This is a genomic window from Lysinibacillus sp. BSL11, from assembly GCF_052928325.1.
In genome coordinates, this window is the sequence record NZ_JAVGCX010000001.1 from 79,440 (window position 1) to 102,805 (window position 23,366).

Annotated in this window: 20 protein-coding genes and 1 riboswitch; of the genes, 4 read left to right on the top strand and 16 right to left on the bottom strand. The window is 39.6% G+C overall.

Annotation, left to right across the window (positions count from 1 at the left end):
- Positions 1-409 precede the first annotated feature (409 nt).
- Together RCJ95_RS00410 and nspC are read left to right on the top strand one after the other, a co-directional pair.
- Complete coding sequence (locus RCJ95_RS00410) at positions 410-1,639, top strand: saccharopine dehydrogenase family protein (RefSeq protein WP_048392314.1); 1,230 nt, start codon at positions 410-412, stop codon at positions 1,637-1,639.
- Positions 1,636-2,775 (top strand): carboxynorspermidine decarboxylase, encoded by a 1,140-nt coding sequence (nspC, locus tag RCJ95_RS00415; protein ID WP_446721779.1) that lies wholly within the window; start codon positions 1,636-1,638, stop codon positions 2,773-2,775. The genes RCJ95_RS00410 and nspC overlap by 4 nt, the downstream gene beginning before the upstream one ends.
- A gap of 45 nt (positions 2,776-2,820) precedes the next feature.
- Here nspC and RCJ95_RS00420 read toward each other — a convergent pair whose 3' ends face one another.
- The 6 genes from RCJ95_RS00420 to mce all read right to left on the bottom strand — a co-directional run bounded on the left by RCJ95_RS00420 (position 2,821) and on the right by mce (position 9,362).
- A complete protein-coding gene (locus RCJ95_RS00420; RefSeq protein ID WP_312129061.1) occupies positions 2,821-3,702 on the bottom strand; it encodes an amidase in 882 nt (293 codons plus the stop codon).
- A 43-nt stretch (positions 3,703-3,745) separates the two neighbouring features.
- Positions 3,746-3,836: riboswitch (cyclic di-GMP riboswitch) on the bottom strand.
- Positions 3,837-3,974: 138 nt separating this feature from the next.
- Positions 3,975-4,463 carry a chemotaxis protein CheW gene (locus tag RCJ95_RS00425; protein ID WP_257520135.1) on the bottom strand — a complete coding sequence of 163 codons (489 nt, stop codon included), beginning with the start codon at positions 4,461-4,463 and terminating at the stop codon, positions 3,975-3,977.
- A 23-nt stretch (positions 4,464-4,486) separates the two neighbouring features.
- On the bottom strand, positions 4,487-5,602 hold the full coding sequence (locus tag RCJ95_RS00430) for a M20/M25/M40 family metallo-hydrolase (protein ID WP_257520136.1): 1,116 nt from the start codon (positions 5,600-5,602) through the stop codon (positions 4,487-4,489).
- A gap of 733 nt (positions 5,603-6,335) precedes the next feature.
- Positions 6,336-7,289: a hypothetical protein gene (locus tag RCJ95_RS00435; RefSeq protein ID WP_446721780.1), complete on the bottom strand. Its 954-nt coding sequence runs from the start codon at positions 7,287-7,289 to the stop codon at positions 6,336-6,338.
- 106 nt (positions 7,290-7,395) lie between these two features.
- A complete protein-coding gene (locus RCJ95_RS00440; RefSeq protein ID WP_009370220.1) occupies positions 7,396-8,943 on the bottom strand; it encodes an acyl-CoA carboxylase subunit beta in 1,548 nt (515 codons plus the stop codon).
- 5 nt (positions 8,944-8,948) lie between these two features.
- Positions 8,949-9,362, bottom strand: a complete 414-nt coding sequence (gene mce, locus RCJ95_RS00445; protein ID WP_004231207.1) for a methylmalonyl-CoA epimerase — start codon at positions 9,360-9,362, stop codon at positions 8,949-8,951.
- Positions 9,363-9,487: 125 nt separating this feature from the next.
- Between mce and prli42 the strand changes: the two genes are divergently transcribed.
- Entirely contained in the window at positions 9,488-9,583 is a 96-nt protein-coding gene (gene prli42, locus RCJ95_RS00450; RefSeq protein ID WP_009370219.1) for a stressosome-associated protein Prli42, read from the top strand.
- A gap of 22 nt (positions 9,584-9,605) precedes the next feature.
- Here prli42 and RCJ95_RS00455 read toward each other — a convergent pair whose 3' ends face one another.
- From RCJ95_RS00455 to RCJ95_RS00500, 10 genes are all read right to left on the bottom strand, one after another.
- Positions 9,606-10,616, bottom strand: a complete 1,011-nt coding sequence (locus tag RCJ95_RS00455; RefSeq protein WP_009370217.1) for an aromatic acid exporter family protein — start codon at positions 10,614-10,616, stop codon at positions 9,606-9,608.
- A 152-nt stretch (positions 10,617-10,768) separates the two neighbouring features.
- Entirely contained in the window at positions 10,769-11,209 is a 441-nt protein-coding gene (locus RCJ95_RS00460; RefSeq protein ID WP_004231203.1) for a BrxA/BrxB family bacilliredoxin, read from the bottom strand.
- 161 nt (positions 11,210-11,370) lie between these two features.
- On the bottom strand, positions 11,371-12,468 hold the full coding sequence (gene meaB / locus RCJ95_RS00465) for a methylmalonyl Co-A mutase-associated GTPase MeaB (protein ID WP_274769541.1): 1,098 nt from the start codon (positions 12,466-12,468) through the stop codon (positions 11,371-11,373).
- A complete protein-coding gene (gene scpA, locus RCJ95_RS00470) occupies positions 12,468-14,621 on the bottom strand; it encodes a methylmalonyl-CoA mutase (protein ID WP_004231201.1) in 2,154 nt (717 codons plus the stop codon). Before scpA ends, meaB begins: the two co-directional genes overlap by 1 nt.
- A complete protein-coding gene (locus tag RCJ95_RS00475; RefSeq protein WP_446721781.1) occupies positions 14,618-16,321 on the bottom strand; it encodes a methylmalonyl-CoA mutase family protein in 1,704 nt (567 codons plus the stop codon). Before RCJ95_RS00475 ends, scpA begins: the two co-directional genes overlap by 4 nt.
- A gap of 121 nt (positions 16,322-16,442) precedes the next feature.
- A complete protein-coding gene (locus RCJ95_RS00480; RefSeq protein WP_274769544.1) occupies positions 16,443-17,777 on the bottom strand; it encodes a dihydrolipoamide acetyltransferase family protein in 1,335 nt (444 codons plus the stop codon).
- Positions 17,778-17,945: 168 nt separating this feature from the next.
- Entirely contained in the window at positions 17,946-18,929 is a 984-nt protein-coding gene (locus RCJ95_RS00485; RefSeq protein WP_016993882.1) for an alpha-ketoacid dehydrogenase subunit beta, read from the bottom strand.
- Entirely contained in the window at positions 18,929-19,945 is a 1,017-nt protein-coding gene (locus tag RCJ95_RS00490) for a thiamine pyrophosphate-dependent dehydrogenase E1 component subunit alpha (RefSeq protein WP_004231196.1), read from the bottom strand. The genes RCJ95_RS00485 and RCJ95_RS00490 overlap by 1 nt, the downstream gene beginning before the upstream one ends.
- 86 nt (positions 19,946-20,031) lie before the next feature.
- On the bottom strand, positions 20,032-21,459 hold the full coding sequence (gene lpdA, locus RCJ95_RS00495; RefSeq protein WP_221680174.1) for a dihydrolipoyl dehydrogenase: 1,428 nt from the start codon (positions 21,457-21,459) through the stop codon (positions 20,032-20,034).
- 181 nt (positions 21,460-21,640) lie between these two features.
- Positions 21,641-22,735 carry a Leu/Phe/Val dehydrogenase gene (locus RCJ95_RS00500; protein WP_446721782.1) on the bottom strand — a complete coding sequence of 365 codons (1,095 nt, stop codon included), beginning with the start codon at positions 22,733-22,735 and terminating at the stop codon, positions 21,641-21,643.
- A 387-nt stretch (positions 22,736-23,122) separates the two neighbouring features.
- Here RCJ95_RS00500 and RCJ95_RS00505 point away from each other — a divergent pair, with 387 nt between their 5' ends.
- Positions 23,123-23,359 (top strand): DUF2627 domain-containing protein, encoded by a 237-nt coding sequence (locus RCJ95_RS00505; RefSeq protein WP_004231186.1) that lies wholly within the window; start codon positions 23,123-23,125, stop codon positions 23,357-23,359.
- Positions 23,360-23,366: the final 7 nt, after the last annotated feature.

Genomic DNA, 23,366 nt, shown 5'->3' on the forward strand with positions numbered 1-23,366 from the left:
AATGTGGTTCCTGTTCCTTCCTATAGGTAGAGGGATTTTTTTATGTAAGGTCAGTAGGAATGATTTAGTAGCAGGAATCAAATAGTCAATCGGGAGAGATAATATGTCATAACATTCATTTAGACAATTATTTACTTGATGTCGTAAAATCTAGGATGAATTGTGATGAAACTTCACCATATATTTGGGTATATACAACAGCTATTTCCCTCTATTTTTACTAAAATGACGTTGTAGATTTATTCATGATTCCCTTCTTTTCCGAGGTATTCCCCTCCATATACGTCTAATTGTTGTAGAAAAATAAAATTTTTTGTAGAAAATTTTAAAACAATGATTGAGTAGTATATCAATTTTCTGTATAATCAGCTTGTTTGACAATACTTTATATGAACTTGGGGGTAGACAATTGGGTAAAGCATTGATTATCGGAGCTGGCGGAGTTGCCAGTGTTGTGGTACACAAGTGTGTTCAAAATTCGGACGTATTTGAGGAAATTTGTATCGCAAGTAGAACTGTTTCAAAATGTGACGCTCTAAAAGAAAAACTAGACGGCGGAAAAACAAAAATTCATACTGCACAGGTAGACGCAGACAATACAGAAGAGGTTATTGAGCTTATTAAAGCTTTCGGACCAGATGTAGTGATTAACGTGGCTTTACCTTATCAGGACTTAACGATTATGGATGCTTGCTTAGCGACAGGTGTGCACTATGTGGATACTGCAAACTACGAGCCACCTGAAACGGCAAAATTTGAATATAAATGGCAATGGGCTTATAAAGAGAAGTTTGAAAAAGCTGGCTTAACTGCATTACTTGGAAGCGGTTTTGACCCAGGTGTAACAGGCGTTTTCACAGCTCATGCACAAAAACATGAATTTGATGAAATCCACTATATCGATATCGTGGATGCCAATGCGGGAGATCATGGATATCATTTCGCAACAAACTTCAACCCAGAAATTAACATTCGTGAAATTACAGCGAATGGTCGTTACTGGAAAGAAGGCGAGTGGATTGAAACTGCACCACTTGAGAAAAAAGAAGTGTATAACCTACCTGAAATCGGACCAAAAGATATTTACCTTCTATACCATGAAGAGCTTGAATCACTTGCAAAAAATATCAAAGGTTTAAAACAAATCCGCTTCTGGATGACGTTCTCTGAAAAATACTTAACACACTTAAAAGTATTAGAAAACGTAGGTATGACATCAATTGAACCAATCGAATTTGAAGGGCAAATGATTCAACCAATCCACTTCCTTAAAGCGGTATTACCAGATCCAGCTTCACTTGGACCACGTACAAAAGGTAAAACAAACATTGGTTGTATCATTCGCGGCCTAAAAGATGGCAAAGAAAAAACGTACTATGTGTACAACGTATGTGACCACGAAGAGTGCTACAACGAGGTTGGTTCACAAGCGATTTCTTACACAACTGGCGTACCAGCTATGATCGGTGCAATGCTTGTGATGAACGGTGAATGGCGTAAACCAGGTGTATGGAATGTGGAAGATTTCAATCCAGATCCATTCATGGATGCACTAAATAAATGGGGTCTACCATGGCAAGAAAGCCATAACCCAGAACTATTAGACCTTGATTTAGATGCAAAGGAATTAAGCCGATGAAACCAATTGATTTTTCAAAAGTTCCATCCCCTTCTTATGTAGTGGATGAGCGATTATTAACAAAGAATCTTGAGCTTTTAAAATCAATTCAAGATCGAACAGGCTGCCGCATTTTATTAGCCCTTAAAGGCTTCTCTATGCATTCAACATTCCCACTAGTAGGGGAATATTTAGCAGGCATTACAGCTAGCTCACTGCATGAGGGACGTCTTGGCTACGAAAAAATGGGCAAAGAAGTTCACGTTTATGCACCTGCTTATATTGAGCATGAAATGGACGAGCTTCTAGGCTATGTGGATCACATCGTATTTAACTCATTTAACCAATGGGCTCAGTTCAAGGATAAAGTGAAATCTACTGGTAAAACAATTGAATGTGGTATTCGCGTGAATCCTGAATACTCTGAAATTGAAACAGCGCTTTACGATCCTTGCTACACAAACTCTCGCCTTGGTACAACATTGGCTAACTTTGATAAATCACAGCTTGACGGTATCGATGGCTTACACTTCCATGCGATGTGTGAACAAAATTCGGATACATTAGAGCGTATTATTGAAGTAGTTGAGGAAAAATTTGGTGATGTTTTACACAAAATGAAATGGTTAAACTTCGGTGGCGGTCACCATATTACACGTGATGATTATGATGTAGAAAAACTTGTGAACATCATTAATTATATTCAAGAAAAGTATAACCTGCTTGTTTATCTTGAGCCAGGTGAAGCAGTAGCCCTTAATACAGGCTATTTAGTAGCAACGGTGCTTGATATTCAAGAAAACGGGATGGATCTTGCTATTTTAGATACATCTGCAACATGTCACATGCCTGATGTACTTGAAATGCCTTACCGTCCAATGATTATTGGTTCTGGACAAGCAGGTGAATTAGCACACACATATCGCTTAGGCGGACTAACATGTCTAGCTGGTGATGTGATTGGCGATTATTCGTTTGAACAGCCATTAAAACCAGGTGATCGTCTTGTATTCACAGATATGGCTCATTATTCTATGGTGAAAAACCATATGTTTAACGGTGTCAACTTACCATCTATCGTTTCTTATAATGATGAAGAAGGTATTAAAGTCATTCGCGAATTTAAATTCGAGGACTACAGCGGTCGACTGTCCTAATACCAATAGAAAAGCCCTTCCAGTTTAACACTGGAAGGACTTTTTTTATGGACGCATGGTCATCCAATTTTCCACATAATGAATGGCTACTCCATGAAAAGCATCGTTATTTGAAAAATGTTGCTGAACAAGTATAAGCTGTTCATTCATAAAGGCTTCTCCATTATCATAAAAAGTAATATTTTCCCCTTCCTCTGAAGCGCCTGTTTCTACACCAATTACAATTGATTTATTCACAGTGGAAGCATAAGCGATTTCATGTTCTACAATAGAGATAATATCTTTTGCAGCATCACGATAGGCCATGATCGTCACACTATCCACATGGTCAATGACCCAATCAGCTAATAACCCTTTTCCAAATTCGTTATTATACTGAACTTCATCAAACCAAAATGGCATATCTACTTCTAAAGTAAGTTGTAACTGACTTGCCTTCTCACTTGCTTTCATTATTAGTGTTTGATAGGTTTTTATCGTTTGTGCTTGATGTAAGCTCCATCCACTATTTAAATAAGGCTCTACATCAAGGTGAACCCCAGAAAATTGCTCAGATTCAGTTGAATTATCATTATATGTATGTAACCAATTAAACAATTCGTCTTGGCTTCGACTACCCTCAGCTGAAACCCAGCTTGCAGCACCATCCAATGCATAAATGCGAATACCTTTGTGAGAAGCGTTACTAATAAAACGCTTATAGTCATCGCTCCCTATGCCTTGATCGATTTGCAGATAAACTTTATTAACATCGTTATGTTCTAAAAATAATAATATTTTTTCTTGATCATCCATGATAAGGGATGTATCCCACAGCCACGTAGCCTTTTCCTGTATAGCCATTGCATCAACCTTTCCACTTGATAAAGCTAATGAACTAATCATGAGGACGATTAGTGCGGTCCATACTTTTAATTGTCTCTTCATACGAACTAACTCCATTCTACTCGCCACGGCTCCTAGAACAGAACCTGGCAACCTGACAATCATGCACTAAATTATAGTGTTTAGACTCATGGCTTGGCGCCCCTCCCTTTCGATGAAGTTTGCCTTTTTCAGTTTTTTCTTAATCATTATCATACGCGGTTAGCAATGGTTTGTCTGTAGGTAGAATGCATAATTGTCACATGTATGATCAGGTAAAAACGACAAAATACAGGTTAAATTTACTATTCAAACATAAAAAAAACGTAGAGTACTTAAGCCTCTACGTTTTCCTTTTCATTTTCAATCATTTTGTGTAAATAATTGATAATTTCCCTAATGCCCTCTAATGAATTAACCAGTATTTTAGGATCAACATATGTTATCATACGATTTTCAAGATTAGCTACCGCAGTAAAATAGCGTGTTTTACTATAATTGACTAGACCCAATTGCTGAAGTACTGATTCATCGAAATCAAGAATTTCTCGTGCTTCTGTAACAAGTAATCCATAATTAACCACATCAGTATTCAACACAATGATACGTGCGGTTGCTGTATTCGATGAACGATTGTACAGTATGCGTTCAAAATCAAGAACAGGTACAAGCTCACCGCGAATTCTTGTAAAGCCTAGAAGATAGTTAGGTAAATGAGGAATAGGTGTTACTTGCTCTAATTTTTCAATTGAAATCGCTTGCTCCACAGGCACAGCATACTCCTCTGTCCCACAAGCAAAAACGACTGCTTTGACACTTTCCATAGGGTCACATCCTTATTCGACTGTTAGTTTTTCGCCGATTCTTTGACGATTTCTACTAGTAAATCTGCTAATTTTTCAAGTTCTTCTACTGGTATTTTTTCATTTGTTGTATGGATATCCTCGTATCCAACAGATAAATTAACTGTAGGAATGCCAAAGCCTGCGATGACGTTTGCATCTGAGCCTCCACCAGAAATGCCTAGTGTCGGTGTACGATCAATATTGCGTGCAGCAGCCATAGCTACCTGAACTACTTTATCAGATTCCGTTACACGGAAGCCTGGATACATTAGCTTCACTTCTACCTCTGCACGTGCGCCTAACGAAGCAGCTACTTGTTCAAACGTATCTTGCATATGCTTTGTTTGCGCATCCAATTTAGTTTTGTCTATAGAGCGTGCTTCTGCAAGGATTGTCACTTCGTCACAAACAATATTTGTCGCTTGTCCACCTTCAAAACGCCCAATATTCGCTGTCGTTTCTTCATCTAAACGACCTAGTTTCATTTGAGCAATGCATTTTGATGCGACTGTTATGGCAGAAATACCCTTTTCAGGAGCAACCCCTGCATGTGCCGTTTTTCCAATAATCTTTGTGAAAATTTTCGCTTGGAATGGTGCTGCTGTCACGATACCACCCACTTTGCCATCGCTATCAACCGCAAATCCATATTTTGCTTTAATGTTCGCTGGATCTAACTCTTTAGCGCCAACAAGGCCACTTTCTTCACCAGCCGTAATAATAAATTCAATATCGCCATGTGCAATATTTTGCTCTTTCAAACGTTTGACCATCTCAAATAGAGCAGCTAGTCCTGCTTTATCATCGGCACCTAAAATCGTTGTACCATCTGATACGATATAGCCATCTTCACGTAAAGACGGTTTGATGCCTTTCCCTGGAACAACAGTATCCATATGAGAAGTGAAATAGATTGGCTCTACATCCAATGTGCCCTTTAATGTGGCAATAATATTACCTGCCCCATGTCCATTACGCGTATGTGCATCGTCTTGAATCACTGAAAATCCAAGTGCAGTTAACTTATCTACAAGAATTGGTGCTATTAGTTGTTCATGTTTTGTTTCTGAATCAATTTGTACGAGCTCAAAAAACTCTTCTACTAAACGACTTGTCATGTTGTAAAACTCCCTTAGTTTACGTGTATTTCCACGTTATAGTATATGTATTATTTTAGCACAACGTCAGAAGAGTTGAAATCATTGAACAATACTACCAAAATAAAAAGTCTGAGAAAAATCTCAGACTTTCCCATAGTGTTAAAGAACAAAACCATCAATAGAATTTTTTGAAAGGTGAAAATGGTTTCCGTTGCAGGCTACTTGCTTTCCTGTGGGCGAGCGCCGAGCCGCTTCCTCCGCTACCGCTCCGTGCAGGGGCTCGCCTGTCTCGCTATCCCACGGAAGTCAAGTAGCCTTCCACTCCAACCTACAAAATGTTAACTTTTTAGCAAAGGTTTTCAAATAAAGTGAAGGTTTTCACTACCCTTTTTATGGAGGGGGGTTGTAACTAATCACTTCTTCGCAATGAAATTAAGAGTCTATTCTTTCTCTAATTATACAAATAATGGGTTAATTTGATTGCTACGGCTAGCTAGTATGAAAGATAATGAAAAGACACTTTGCCACATCGTTGATTTCCGTTCCGCCAGTGTCACTTCTAGGGGATTTAGCGTCACAGATGAGACCATGGAGCAAACGTAAGTGAGTGAAGCGGCTCATCGGACGCCCCCTGAAAAGGACACTGGCGGAACGGAAATCACACCCTCACCTTGCCAAAAGGTCTTTTTCTGCTAGTGACACGATCTTTTTTCAACAACATGAAAAAGCTGAGAAAAATCTCAGACTTTCCTTAGTCATTGACAATACGCTCTTTTTCTTTTTCTAATGATTGTAGGTAGTTGACTGCTTTATTATGTTTATCCTGTAAGCGCCAAATCGTATTATGTACATCATCCTGAACACGTGAGACCTGTTCCCTTGCTGTTGAGATTTTAGAATGAACAGACCATGCTGAAAAAATATCATCAAAAAAGTAATCCGCAAACTTCACAAACCCATCTGTTTCAATATGCAACGATTTCGTAGACATTTCATGAACATCTAATAATTCATTATGAAACCGTTGTAAGGCAATTTGAGCACTGTGTAAATAGTTTTCAGACTGATCGAGCGCATCATGCTTTAAATGCGTAGCAATCAGCCCACCACCAAAAAATGTATCCCATGTGGAATACCCATTGGCCGAATGTAATGAAGCTGCTGCTTGCCCTTGCCTTGTAAGAGCTACTTCTCCCGCTTCCTCAGCCTCTTTAATTTCTCTAATGAGCTGCTTTGTTAGCATTTCCTCATGTGCTAAATGCTCTAGCCTTTCTGCTTGGGCAGCATCATGAATCTGTAAGTACTTCTTCTTTTTAAGATAGACCTGTTGAAGTGATTGCTGAAGCGCACTTTCATCAATCTGGGCTAGCTGATTCATCACTTGCACGTTGTCCTCTGCTAAATCTTTTTGCATTTTCTTTGCTTCATTTAGCTTTAATTCAAGTACTGCCGCCTTATCAATTTTTTCTGCCCTCAGTTCATCTTGTTGCCCTGTCCACGTACGAATCATATTCATGAACGAGAAACCATCCAATTTATCAAGTTTGGATCGAATTTGATGGAGTGCTGCCGTATGATTGTCTATTTCCTGTTGTGTATGTTTAATTTGCCCATCAATTAACTGATTTTGTTCGTTTAATCTAGATGCTTTTCTAAGTTGTGCATGAATCTTTTCTTGCTCTGTTTGTAATTGCTGCCATTCCATTCATCTCAACTCCTCCTATCTATCAGTACGGATGACAAACAAAAATGTTTCACTTTTTGGCAATGAAAAACCTAGCAACTTTTGAGCTGCTAGGCTTGTATTACTATTATAGAGGAATATTACCGTGCTTTTTCTCTGGACGTGTTTCATGTTTGTTTGACAGCATATCAAGTCCTTGAATCAGCTTGATACGTGTATCTCGTGGATCGATTACGTCGTCTACCATACCGCGAGATGCTGCAACATATGGGTTAGCAAATTTCTCTTTATATTCTTCGATTTTTGCTGCACGAGTTGCTTCTGGGTCATCTGATTTTGCAATTTCACGGGCAAAAATGATGTTTGCTGCGCCAGCAGCACCCATAACAGCAATTTCAGCATTTGGCCATGCAAATACAAGGTCAGCACCGATAGATTTAGAGTTTAAGGCAACGTAAGCGCCTCCATAAGCTTTACGTAAAATCACTGTAATTTTTGGAACTGTCGCTTCTGAATAAGCATACAGAATTTTCGCACCATGACGAATAATACCACCATGTTCTTGTTTAACGCCTGGGAAGAAGCCAGAAACGTCTTCAAATGTGATGATTGGGATATTGTATGCATCACAAGTACGAATGAAACGAGCTGCTTTATCAGAAGAATCGATATCTAAGCCACCAGCAAGAACTTTTGGTTGGTTACAAACAAGTCCAACTGATTCGCCAGCAATACGTGCAAAACCGACTACTACGTTTTTAGCAAACTCTGCATGTACTTCCATGAACGAACCTTCATCCACTACTTGCTCAACAACTTTACGAACATCATATGGACGTGTTGTTTCAATTGGCACTGTATCCACGATTTCTGGACGGTAGTCATCCCCTTCAGGTCTAGCTTGACGAGGTGCCTTTTCTTTATTGTTTTGTGGTAAGTAGCTTAATAGTTTTTTAATTTCATCAATCGCTGCCTCTTCAGAAGGAGCACGGAAATGAGCATTCCCACTGACCGCATTATTTACTTTTGAACCACCTAAATCTTCAGCAGAAATTTTCTCTCCTGTTACCGTTTCGATTACTTTAGGTCCCGTAATGAACATTTGAGATGTTTTATCCACCATTAGAATGAAGTCAGTAATAGCTGGAGAATAAACAGCTCCACCAGCACAAGGTCCCATAATCACAGAGATTTGTGGAATCACACCAGAATAAATGGCATTTCGGTAGAAGATATGACCATAGCCATCTAATGAAAGAACACCCTCTTGAATACGTGCACCGCCTGAGTCATTGATGCCGATAAATGGTGTACCATTTTTAGCAGCTAAATCCATCACTGTTGCCATTTTTTTCGCATGCATTTCACCAAGCGCCCCACCAAACACTGTGAAATCTTGAGAGAATAAGTATACTGGACGTCCGTTAATTTTACCGAAGCCAGTTACGACACCATCACCAGGTCCCTCCATTTTTTCCATGCCGAAGTCTACTGTACGGTGTGTAATAAATGGGTTAATTTCGAAAAATGTACCTTCGTCTAGCAACAAGTCTATACGCTCACGAGCAGTAAGTTTCCCCTTCTCATGCTGCTTATCGATGCGATCATAGCCCCCACCAAGTTCAATTACCGTTTTACGGTCATACAAGTCATTAATTTTGTCGAACATATCCATACTAATCACTTATCCCCTTTTCCACTTTTATCACATAATTCATATAACACCCCAAATGAGGATTTAGGATGCATAAACGCAACCTCTGCCCCTCCAGCACCTGGCCCTGGCTCTTCGGATAAGAGACGTACACCTTTTTCACGAAGCTCTGCCATTCGTTCACGAATTCCCGTCACACCAAACGCAACATGATGAATTCCTTCTCCACGTTTTTCAATAAAACCATGGATGGCACTTTTATCACTCATTGGTTCTAATAGCTCGATTTTCACGTTCCCTGCATCGATAAATGCCACACGAACCTGTTGAGATTCTACTTCTTCCACTTTCATCAACTTTAAGCCTAAAGTTTCTGTATAATATGTAATGCGTTCATCAAGATCGCGCACTGCAATCCCAATATGGTCTACTTTCTCCATGGTGACATCTCCTTCTGTTATGGTACATACTCTATTTTACAGATTTTTTTGTCAAAACTCTACTACTTGAGAAATTTTTCAGATTTGCTAAACTATTTATAAGAAAAGAAGGAGCGAACGAGCATATGAGTAATAAAAAATTTCAAAAAGTCGTTATTTATAGTATGATCGCAATTATGCTAATCTCATCTCTAGCATTCGGATTATCTATGATAATTTAAGGCAAAGCATGAGGCGTCCACACTACTGTGGGCGCTCTTTTTTAGCCTTTAACCCTTTAAATGACTGCTTTATTTCTAAATACCTGTCCATTTCCTCTATAAACTGATAGAGGGCTGCCTGAGCGATAAATTGCTCATGGCTTTGTGGTAAAGGAAGCTGAGAAAAATCGCGCTTAACATGTTCGAGCTTTTCACGGTAATGACTAGCCGTATTCCCCGAATGAACATGCTCACCTAGGTCTTGTAAAAAATCTGCCACAATTTCAGCCTCTTGTACTATAACAGGTAATGTCGTCACTTTGGGTAGCACTCTTTCGATAATTTCTAGCTGCTGCTCTCGCATATCGAAATATACATAGTAATCATTTTTACGTCTTGTAAAATGGTTTTGAACATCTTTAAACGCCAATGATTTAGCCTCTTCTAGTGCTTTGATTGCATCGATAATTTCTTGGCCGTTCCACAACGTATCTCCTTGCCGTAAATAGCTGGCAATTTCTAAAAAAATCTTACTGTATAGCTCCTCTATTTTGACTCTGTAGTAATTTAATTCCTTTTGAATGTCTGGCATATACATATTAATGGCAATCCCTGTTCCATAACCGATAGCCATCAACGCTAATTCATTATAAACAAGTGTCAATGAGTAACCTTCAGCAGCGTAAATATGCATAATAATTACGACACTGGAGATAAATCCATCCGCAACCTTTAAAGATACAATGGTAGGTATAAAGAATATAAGCATGCCTGCTAGTGTAAGTGGATGGTAAGCAAATAACTCAAAGCTTACAAAGGCAAAAAGCATTGCTACAATACTTGCAACCAATCGTGTATAGGCTGCATAAATGGATTTCTTTTTTGTTGGCTGCACACATAATATGGTTAGAATACCAGCAGATGCATATGAGGCTAAATCAAAATACTGTGCAATGGCAATAGCGATGGCCGCACCAATTGCTGTTTTTAAAGTTCGATAGCCGATTGAAAACTTCTTCAGGCCGACTGCCTCCCATCCTTTAGTACTCTTCACTCATTCAGCTAATTATTTAGCCAATATTACAAAAATTTTAACAATAATGAAACTATCTATACATGAGTATCAGTAGGAAGCCTACATAGATAGCATGATCTATGAGGCTTTTCTACTTGATTGAAAATTATTTTTCTTATGCAAGAATGGACTTAAAGCTCGTCACAATATTCTTCAAAGTTTGCTTGTAAATTTGTCACAACTGACATTGGGTCATGCCCTTCAATTTCATAGCGTCCTACTTCTGCGACAACTTGTCCGTCTTTTAATAGAACGAATGATGGTGATGAAGGTAAATGATCTTCTCCAAAATGGTAACGCGCTGCTGCAGTTGCTTCTTTATCTTGCCCTGCAAACACTGTTACTAAATGGTCTGGACGTTTATCATAATGAACGCATTGTGCTGCTGCTGGACGAGCGATACCACCCGCACAACCACATACTGAGTTCACCATTACTAATGTAGTACCTGGACGAGCAAACGCCTCTTCTACTGCTTCTGGTGTTGTTAATTGTTCATAACCAGCTGCCTCAATTTCAGCACGTGCTGTTTTTAAAATTTCCTGCATAAATAAATCGTAATCCATATTCATATAGCGATAGCTCCTTTCAAGTTCGCGCCAATTTAGTTATATTTCAGATAGTAGGTTTTTGACGCTTATCCATCTCTTATCATAGCAGTTTGCAAGCAATTTGTGCACCTACTTGCTCAACACATTTCAGTTGAAATTACTACGATTTCAATAAGACTCGTTTACTTGTCTTCCTGCTCCTCGCTAAATAAACGATCCACACCTTGTGTAACTGTCAACTGTCCACTTAAAATTTGACGTTCAAGCTGTTGTACTTGTGCTTTACGTTGCGGGTTTCCATAAAATAGATCAATTAAATGATCGGTAATCATCGATTGGAACCACTCTTTTGTTTGTTGTTGGCGTCGGGTAGCCCAATAGTGATTTGCTTCTACGATTTGCTTGAATTCCCCAATTGTTTCCCAAACCTTATCAAGTCCTCGTTTTTCTAATGAACTAACAGGCATGGCAGTAGACATCCAACCAGGTGTAGCTGGCTGTAAAAAGTGCAAAATTTGTTTGTACTCTGCAACCGTTTTTTTAGCTAGACGAACATTATCACCATCCGCCTTATGCACAACAATTGCATCTGCTAATTCCATGATGCCTTTTTTCATGCCCTGCAATTCATCCCCCGCTCCTGTTAAAACAAGAAGCAGGAAGAAGTCAACCATGCCACGGACATAGGTTTCACTTTGTCCAACACCAACTGTTTCAATTAAAATCACATCATAGCCTGCTGCCTCACAAACTAACATGGTTTCCCGTGTCTTTTTGTGAACACCCCCTAGGGTACCTGCTGATGGCGATGGACGCACAAATGCACTAGGCTTCTTCACGAGCTCCTCCATACGCGTTTTATCGCCAAGTATACTTCCTCCCGATAGAGAAGAACTTGGATCAATGGCAAGAACAGCAACTCGTTTCCCCATATCACAAAGCATAGTGCCGAAAGCCTCTATGAATGAGCTTTTTCCTGCCCCAGGCACACCTGTTATGCCAATTCGGATACTATTGCCTGTATGTGGAAGAAGCTCCTGCAATAGTTCCTGTGCCTGTACTTTATGGGTAGCGTTTGAACTTTCAATGAGGGTAATGGCTTTTGATAAATGTGTGCGAGAGCCCGCACGTACTTGTTGTGCAAGCTCTCCTACATTTAGAGTGTCTGCCTTTTTCTTTCGGAACTTTTTGGGTGTACCATATTGCATCCCGTCGTGAGTCGCCTCTACTCCGTCCATGACAAATAGCGCACTTTCTTCCATTCCTTTATTTTTGTCCATTATTCAGACACTTCCTCATAGCCTAAACGTTTGTAGATTTCTTCAATTATTTTTTGTGCGGATACAGGAATCACTGTACCTGGTCCGAAAATAGCTACTGCACCAGCATTATAAAGGAAATCATAATCTTGTGCTGGTATAACACCACCCACAATAATGATAATATCTTCACGACCTAGTTTTTCAAGCTCAGCTATCAATTCAGGCACCAATGTTTTATGTCCTGCTGCTAGTGAAGACACACCAATAACATGAACATCATTTTCAACAGCCATTTGAGCAGCCTCAGCAGGCGTCATAAATAATGGAGAAATATCTACGTCAAAGCCTAAATCTGCATAACCAGTTGCGACAACCTTTGCACCACGGTCATGTCCATCTTGTCCCATTTTAGCAACTAAAATACGCGGACGACGACCTTCATTTTCAAGGAATTCTTCTGTCATTTGTTTCACTTCCGCAATTTGCTCCTCATCAGAGAAGTTTGCAGAGTAAACACCAGAGATCGAACGAATGACCGCTTTATGACGACCAGAAACTGCTTCAATTGCATCAGATATTTCACCTAAAGAAGCACGAGCGCGCGCTGCATCCACTGCTACCGCTAGCAGGTTTTCTTCTCCATCTTGAGCCGCCTTTGTTAAGCGAGCTAAATGTTTTTGAACCTCCGCTTCATCACGAGCTGCCTTCATCGCTTCTAAACGTTCAATTTGTTTTTGACGAACAATTGTATTATCAATATCTAAAATATCGATTGGCTCTTCTTTTGCTAAGCGATACTTATTCACGCCAACAATCGTTTCTGTTTTAGAATCAATTTTCGCTTGACGTTTTGCTGCAGCTTCCTCAACCTTCATTTTTGGAAGTCCCGTTTCAATCGCTTTAGCCATACCACCAAGCGCTTCAATCTCTTCGATTAACGCCCAAGCAGATTTCGTAATTTCTTCTGTTAATTTCTCCACGTAGTACGAACCACCCCATGGATCAATAACTTTTGTCATCGCTGTTTCCTCTTGTAAAAATAACTGTGTATTACGCGCAATACGTGCAGAGAAATCAGTTGGAAGTGCAATCGCTTCATCCAGTGCATTCGTATGAAGGGATTGCGTATGTCCCATCGAAGAGGCATTTGCTTCGATTAATGTACGTGCAACATTGTTAAATGGATCTTGCTCAGTTAATGACCAGCCAGATGTTTGGGAATGCGTACGTAATGCTAATGTCTTTGGATTTTTCGGGTTAAATGTAGACATCATTTGTGCCCAAATACGACGTGCTGCACGCATTTTAGCAACTTCCATGTAATAGTTCATACCAATTGCCCAGAAGAACGATAGGCGAGGTGCAAAAGCATCAATATCAATACCTGCTTTTAATCCTGTTCGTACATACTCCAAGCCATCTGCTAATGTATAGGCAAGCTCAATGTCATTTGTTGCGCCTGCTTCTTGAATATGGTAACCAGAAATTGAAATAGAGTTAAATTTCGGCATATACTTCGCTGTATATTCAAAAATATCTGCGATGATTTTCATTGACATAGCTGGTGGGTAAATGTATGTATTACGCACCATGTATTCTTTTAAAATATCATTTTGAATGGTACCTGCTAATTGATCTGGCGTTACCCCTTGTTCTTCTGCTGCTACAATATAGAACGCAAGGACAGGTAATACCGCACCATTCATTGTCATTGAAACAGACATTTGGTCTAACGGGATTTGATCGAAAAGGATTTTCATATCCTCTACTGAGTCAATCGCAACCCCAGCTTTTCCTACATCCCCTGTTACACGTGGATGATCAGAGTCATAGCCTCGATGTGTTGCTAAATCAAACGCTACAGAAAGACCTTTTTGTCCCATAGCCAAATTTCGTTTGTAAAAGGCATTGGATTCTTCAGCAGTTGAGAAACCAGCGTATTGGCGAACCGTCCATGGACGTGCTACATACATAGTAGGGTATGGCCCACGTGTGTTGGGTGCAATCCCCGCCACATCATTTAGATGTTTAGCCTCTTTAATATCTTCTTTTGTGTAAATATCTTTAATTTCAATTCCCTCATTTGTCATGAACTTGTCTTCAGACGCTTGAGGTGCTTCAGCTGTTAAAACCTTTTCTATTTCTACTGCATTAAAATTTGGCTTGCTCATCGTTGGACCTCCTTCATGCTCGCAAACACGGACTGTAATTTTTCAATGATGTTTTGTCCTGCGAAAATAAAGCCGTTTAAGCCATTGGCTAACCATGCTTCTTCTTCGTCTTTAAATTTGCCTGCTACATCTACAAGCACATTCGCTGGTTTCTCAGCTAAAATGACCGATACCAATGCTTTTGTATCATCATCACTGCCTGCAATCACTATATACTTAGCCTCTGTTGCCTTCAGCCAAGCTACTGCCTCTTCTACAGTTGTCACTGGCTCACTTTTTTCTGGTACAAGCCCAACTGTGTTTAAGAAGCCCGCTACAAAATCTGCGCGTGGTTTAGAGCTTTTTAATGATCCTAATGCTAAAATACCTGTTTTCACATTTGCTGCTGTCATGTCTGCACGTAAATCCTCAAATGGAGCAGCAATACGCTTAATATCAGCAAATAATGGATTTGTATCCTGTTCAAGGATATCAGCTGGATTAGCATAAATATTCGTTCCAATTAATGATTGCTTACGTGTTTGGGCAGCTTTGATGCGCTTTTGATAGGATGCTTCCACTTCTTCTGCAAGCTTGCCAGAGGCTGTATATTCATCGATACCGCCAGCTGCTTGGATGTCTAAAAATAGTGCCCATGCTTCTTTCACAAAATCTGCTGTTAACGACTCGATAAAGTAAGAGCCCCCTGCTGGATCTTTTACTTTTAAGACATTTGTTTCTTCTCTTAAAATTAATGATACATTACGAGCGATACGAATGGATTGATCCGTAGGCTTTGTTAACACATCATGTGGATGAACCGTAAAGAGATCAGCCCCACCGATTAAACCAGAAAGCGCTTCATTTGAAGAGCGTAATAAATTTACATACACATCTAATTTAGAAAAGCTTCTTAATGATGTTTCAGCAACAGTAGGGATTTTGATATGATCTGTTACGCCATAAGCGGATGAGAACGCTTTCCAAAGTACTTTAAAAGCACGTAGCTTTGCAATCTCCGTAAAGAATTGTGTATCAATGGCAAATGATACAAAGAATTTCTTCGAGAACGCTTCAAAGCTTTCTTCTTGTTCTGCAAATTTGGCTGCTAATGCAAGTGCATAGGCTAATTCTTGTACAGCGTTAGCACCTTCATTATGATAAACTGTTGTGTCTGCACTGACTGAGCGCACGTTCGGAAATGCAGTCAAAGTGATAGGGTCTTTTGAAATAATGTAACCTTTAATGGCTTCTTGTTGATCTACTGGAATGTTGTCGAATACTGCTAATAATGGGTCTTTTGAATTTTCAATAGTAATTTTAAACGAATATTCTGAGAAATATGATGCTAATTTGACCAATACTTCTTCTGTCCAAGCAAAGCTCACTCGGCTATCAATCGTAATAACTTCATTGCCTCGAGCTAGACTATCCTCAAGCTGTGCAAAAAAAGCTTCGCTTGAATCAGCGTGAATTTGTTGTGCCACCTGAAATACTTGATCATTTTGTAGGGAACGGATTGTGGCAACTTGTAAATCAAGCTCTTCTCCAAGCTTAGCTACTAAACTTTCTTGCGTGTAAAGTGGCTGTAGTGTAACACCTTCATTTGTTTTTGTGAATAGTGACTCAAATGGTTTCCCTTTTAAAGCTTTGATTGCTGCATCTTGCCAGTCTGAATAGGCTGGTATTTCAAATTCAATATTTTTCATGTTGTTTGACATGCGGACGCTTAATCAGCTTCCCCCCTTAGTAGTTTCTATTTGTTATTCTACATGACAAATTGCGACTCGAAAAGCATAAAAAAAATCGGAAACCCTTATACAGCAGGTTTCCGACAAGTCATCAGTAGACTGACGTTGAAGATTTATTTGTATTTTCGAGTATTTCTTTTACTCTATTTAGGAATTTACCACAGACAAGTCCATCAAGCACACGATGATCTAATGATAAACATAAATTCACAATATCACGTGCAGCAAACATTCCACCTGGTAAAACAACAGGTTTTTTTACAATACTTTCCACTTGCAGGATCGCTGCTTGTGGGTAATTGATGATGCCCATTGATTGAACAGAGCCAAATGCACCTGTATTATTCACTGTAAATGTACCACCAGTAATGTCATCCATTGCTAATTTTCCTGTACGAACTTTGATAGCCAGTTCATTGATTTCTTTCGCAATTCCTTTAATGGATTTTTCATCTGCGTGTTTTATAACAGGTACAAATAAGGCATCATCCGTTGCTACTGCAATCGAAATATTGATGTCATGTTTTTGAATGATTTTATCTTCCGCCCACATCGAATTCAGCATTGGGAATTCCTTTAAAGCTTGAGCAACCGCTTTTACAAAGAAGGCGAAATATGTAAGATTAAAGCCTTCTTTTTGCTTAAATTCATTCTTTAAGCTATCACGATAAGTCACTAAATCTGTTACATCCACTTCCATCATCATCCAAGCATGCGGCGCTTCATGTACACTTTTCACCATATTATTCGCAATGGCACGACGGATCTTCGTCACTGGAATTTCGATATCTCCTGGATGAATAGGTTGTACAGGTGCAGCTGCTTTTTCCACTTGTTGCTGTGGTGCTGGAGCTGCTGATGTCGTTTGAACGGTTGGAGCTGCTTGTGCTACATCATTTGCCGTTGGGATATTACCTGTTTCAATTAGCTTTAACAGGTCTTTTCGTGTAATACGACCACCCTCGCCAGTACCTGTTACAAGGTCTAAAGCTATATCATGCTCCTGTGCAAGTCGAAGAACAGCTGGTGAATAACGTACTTTACCCGTACGTGCCTCTTTTGGTGCAGATACTGGAGCCGCTACCTGCTGTGGTGCCTCCTGTTTCTTTTGAACACCTGCATTTAAAATAGCCGTACTTACCGCTGATTTTTTTTCAGGTGGCGGTGCTGGTAATTCACCTTCTCCCGCTATTTCAATCGAGCAAACGACTGCTCCAACTGGTAATGTCTGACCTTCTTGCGCAAGAAGCTCCGTGATAACCCCTTCAAATGATGACGGGATTTCAGCATTTACTTTGTCTGTAACAACCTCTGCTAATGGATCATATTTTTTAACTGTATCTCCAGGCTTTACAAGCCATTTTTCAATTGTACCTTCTGTTACACTTTCGCCGAGCTGTGGCATTGTAATATTTTGAACCGACATCCTTTATTCCTCCCATCAATTAAGCCTAGGCGTCATTACCTGATGCAGCGCTAAAAACATTATACGTAGACAGGCATTTAGACAGATTTTGACTTTCATATGTGCAAAGTCAAAATCTGTTGTTCCGTCTGAGGCTTTTATATTTTCATTCAGCCTTGTTGTGATCTATTAGAACGCAGCAAGTTCTCGCATAGCACGTTCCACTTTATCAGGATTAATCATAAAATATTTTTCCATCGTTGGTGCATAAGGCATGGCTGGCACATCAGGTCCCGCTAGACGTTGAATTGGTGCATCAAGCTCAAATAAACAATGTTCCGCAATAATTGCAGCAACCTCACTCATGATACTACCTTCTTTATTATCCTCTGTGACAAGCAATACTTTACCTGTCTTACTTGCAGCCTCAATAATCGCTTCTTTATCCAGAGGGTAAACTGTACGCAAATCAAGGATATGAGCAGAAATACCATCCGCAGCTAGGCGTTCTGCCGCTTGTAGAGCAAAGTGGACTGCTAAACCATAGGTAATGACTGTCACGTCATCTCCTTCACGTTTTACATCTGCTTTACCAATTGGCAATGTGTAATCATCTAGTGGTACTTCCCCTTTAATTAAACGATAGGCACGTTTATGTTCGAAAAATAATACCGGATCTTCATCACGAATAGCAGCTTTCAGTAAACCTTTTGCATCATACGGTGTTGATGGAATGACAATTTTCAAACCAGGTGTACCAGCAAAAAGTGCTTCAACAGATTGTGAATGATAAAGTGCCCCGTGAATACCTCCGCCAAAAGGTGCGCGGATGACCATTGGACAAGTCCAGTCATTATTAGAACGGTAACGTATTTTGGCTGCCTCTGAGACGATTTGATTGACAGCTGGCATAATAAAATCAGCAAATTGCATTTCAGCAATCGGACGCATACCGTACATTGCAGCACCGATACCTACACCGGCTATTGCACTTTCTGCAAGAGGTGTATCAAGCACGCGGTATTCACCAAATTGATCGTATAGTCCCGTAGTGGCTTTGAATACACCGCCTTTACGACCAACGTCCTCACCTAAAATGAAAACTCGTTCGTCACGTTCCATCTCTTCTTTCATTGCTAATGTAATCGCATCAATATAAGACATTACTGCCATTACATGTCACCTCCGTCCACTGGTGCATAAACATATTTAAGTGCATGCTCTGGTTGTGCATATGGAGCCGCTTCAGCATAATCAGTTGCTTCATTTACTTCTGCCATAACACGCTCTTCGATTTCAGTACGTATCGCGTCAGTCATCACGCCAGCATCCATTAAATACTTTTCAAATAATACAATCGGATCCTTTGCTTTGCCTTCTGCAATATCTTCAGCCGTACGGTATTGACGGTCATCATCATCTGAAGAATGGGCTGTTAAACGATATGTTACCGTTTCGATTAAGCTTGGACCCTCCCCATTACGTGCACGATCTGCAGCCTCTTTTACCACTTTATATACTTGTAACGGATTTTTCCCATCCACGGTCACTCCTGGCATTCCGTAGCCAATCCCACGATCAGATACTTTTGCACAGCCAAGTTGACGCTCTACTGGCACAGAAATCGCATATTGATTGTTTTCTACCATAATAATGACTGGTAGCTTATGCACACCTGCAAAGTTCGCTCCTTCATGGAAGTCGCCTTGGTTGGATGAACCTTCACCAAGCGTAACGAAAGAAACAAAATCTTCTTTTTGTAGACGTCCTGCAAGTGCAACGCCCACTGCGTGTGGAACTTGAGTCGTAACAGGTGATGAACCTGTTAAAATACGATTTTTCTTTTGACCAAAGTGGCCTGGCATTTGACGACCCCCAGAGTTTGGATCTTCTGCTTTAGCAAACGCAGATAGCATCAGTTCTCTTGGTGTCATACCAAAATGTAAAACAACACCCATATCACGATAATAAGGTGCAATATAATCCTTACTTTTATCAAGTGCAAAGGCTGCTCCAACCTGTGCCGCCTCCTGACCTTGACAGGAAATTACAAACGGAATTTTACCAGAACGGTTTAATAACCACATACGCTCATCTAGTCTTCTAGCCATTAACATTGTTTCGAACATAGCAAGTACATCTTCATTTGACAAACCTAAATCTTCATGTTTGATTTGAACATCTTGCATACGAACACCCCTTTCGTATTATAGAGAAATAACTATCTTATCCTATATCCCCACATTTGGATATGTTAGTTATGAAATTCAGAAAATTAAAAATGGATAGCGCGATCATCCACTGCTAGAGCAGATTCCACTAACACCTCATTTAAGGATGGATGTGGATGAATTGCCTGACTAATTTCCCATGGTGTTGCATCTAACACTTTTGCTAAGGATGCTTCACCAATTAAATCGGTTACATGAGGCCCTACCATATGAATACCCAAAATATCATCTGTTTCTTCATCAGCAATAATTTTGACAAAGCCTTCTGTCTCTCCATTTACTAATGCTTTACCAATGGCCTTAAACGGGAATTTACCAATCTTTAATGAAAATCCTTGTTCTTTAGCAGCACTTTCTGTTAATCCAATGCTAGCAACCTCTGGATAGGAATAAACACATTTCGGTACTTTTAGTGCATCCAATGCCTCTGTTTTCCCTGTTGCTATATGCTCAATAGCTGAAAGCCCCTCATGAGAAGCAACATGCGCTAATTGTAAGCCACCAATCACATCTCCTATGGCATACATATGAGACTCTTTCGTTTGATAGGAACCATTCACCTTAATAAAGCCATTTTCCACTTCAATCTCTGTATTTTCTAGACCAATACCTTGCGTATTCGCCTCACGTCCTACACAAAGTAATAGTTTATCAGCCTCAAAAACTTCTTCTTTGTCATTGACTTGCGCAGAAATGAAAACGTTATCATTTTCAATTTTGAATGTATTTGTATCTAAGCGAGCATTCGTAACAATACGAACGCCTCGTTTCTCAAGTTGTTTCGTCACTTCTTTAACGATGTCCGCATCTTCAGCTGGTAAAATGGATGGACCATATTCTACCACTGTTACATATACACCAAAATCGCATAGCATAGATGCCCACTCAATTCCAATAACACCACCACCAACGATTAGCAGTGACTTTGGTAAACTTTCTAACTGTAATGCGTGGTCTGAATTCAGCACATATTGCCCATCTATCGTTAACCCTGCCATACCACGAGGCTTTGAGCCCGTTGCAATGACAACATTCGTAGGCACAAGCATTTCATTTTCATCGCCATTGGACATTTCTACAGATATTGTACCAGGCATAGGTGAGAAAATAGATGGACCCAAAATTCGCCCTGTACCATGATAAACATCTATTTTGCCTTTTTTCATCAGTGTATTCACACCCTGGCTTAATTGCTCAACGATTGCTTGTTTCCTAGCTTGAACTTTGTCAAATTGTAATGTCACACCTTCAATATCGACACCATATTCGCTAGCTGTTTTATTAGCCATACGATATACTTCGGCACTTCGGAGTAAGGCTTTACTTGGAATACAGCCTTTATGCAAGCATGTACCTCCTAAACGTTCACGCTCTACAATGGCTGTTTTTAAGCCTAGCTGAGCAGCTCGGATGGCTGCAACATATCCACCTGTACCTCCACCTAAAATGACAACATCATAATTTTGAGCCATGTTTATTCCCCCTATTGAGAAAAGTGCTAAAGGATTCTATTAAACAATAACCAAGTGATTTTTTTAACAGTCAGTGCTTGTTTTAGAAAAACTTTAGCTTCACTTCATTAAAACCCCAATTTCTTGTTGAAAATAGAAGAAGTCGACAATGCGACTTCTCTTCTTGTATCAACCGTGTAAATTAGCGACCGTGTAAAATATTTTTTTCATTTTTTAAAAATTGGCTGCGAGATTTTGCTACGCGAGCGATACGTTCCTCCGCTAAGCGGTTCGCTGCCACATATGTTGGAATGCCATCCCGTTTTGAAATAGCAAAGATTTTTTCAATACTATCATAAATGCCATCAACGCGTTTCATTGCACGTTCACGATTATAGCCATATAATTCATCCGCAACGTTAATAACACCACCAGCATTGATTACATAATCTGGTGCATAGACAATACCTAATTCATGTAGGTATTCACCATGACGTGAATCTTTTAATTGGTTATTTGCAGATCCAGCGATCACTTTCGCTTTTAATTGCGGAATTGTTTCATCATTTAAAATTGCCCCTAATGCACAAGGTGAGAAGATATCTACTTCTTGCGCATAGATTTCATCTGGTGCCACTGCAATCGCGTCGAAGTCATTAACAACACGATCAATAGCTGCCTGATTGATATCTGTTACAACAAGTTTTGCCCCTTCATTATGTAAATACTCGCAAAGCTTGTAAGCTACATTTCCTAGACCCTGTACAGAAACTTTTAATCCTTCTAGTGAGTCTGAACCGAATGCTTCTTTTGCAGCTGCCTTCATACCACGGTAAACACCATAAGCTGTTACTGGAGATGGGTTACCTGAAGAACCGAATGCAGGAGAAATTCCTGTTACATAATTTGTTTCTTCATGGATTAAATCCATATCCGATACTGTTGTACCTACATCTTCAGCTGTAATATAGCGGCCATTTAATCCTTGGATGAAACGACCTAACGCACGGAACATCTCTTCGTTTTTATCTTTAAATGGGTCACCAATAATGACCGTTTTTCCACCGCCAAGGTTTAAACCAGCTGCAGCATTTTTGTAAGTCATTCCTCGTGCTAAACGTAATGCATCTTCAATTGCATTTTCTTCCGACGCATATGTCCACATACGTGCTCCACCTAGTGCTGGTCCAAGTGTTGTATCATGGATAGCGATAACCGCTTTTAACCCTGATGCTTCATCTTGGCAAAATACCAATTGTTCGTAATCATACTTTTCCATATACTTGAAGATTTCCATGAAACTCGCCCCTTTGCTTTGGAAAGTGCATCCCCAAATGCCCATCCAATCAAGTTTTATCTAACAATCTAATCTTCATAGCGTCCTCACTCAGCAAATTCTGAGCTCCTATTCGGTAGTAGGTGTTTAGACCCTAATACTTAAAGAAGAAATTGTTTAGTAATGGATAATATTGCTCCACTTATTTTTACAATACTGACAAATTCACAATTTCGCAACTATTATTACATATTCTTATTTAAGTAAGAATTTTCTAAACATTCTGTTACAATTGCTACTTTCTGTCCTGCCACGTTATTAGCTAAAAATATTATATTGGTTTATACCCTTCCTTGACATTCCCCCATCCACAGGTAAAATTAATCATAGGAATAAGGAGGGGTATACATGGCCCGTTTAGCTGCATTTATTGTAATGCTTATTCCAGGTCTTATGGCTGCAGGTGGCATTAAATTTATGCGTGATACATTATTTGGTAAGCTCATTTCACCATTCCCATTTTTATGGCTGCAATTTGTAGTTGGTGTTATTTTCTTCGTCATAGGCTTTGGGTTTTTCGCTGGATTTTTACTGCATCGCGATCGAAAAAACGGAAAAGTAGCACCACGCTTCCAAAAAAAATAAAAAAAGC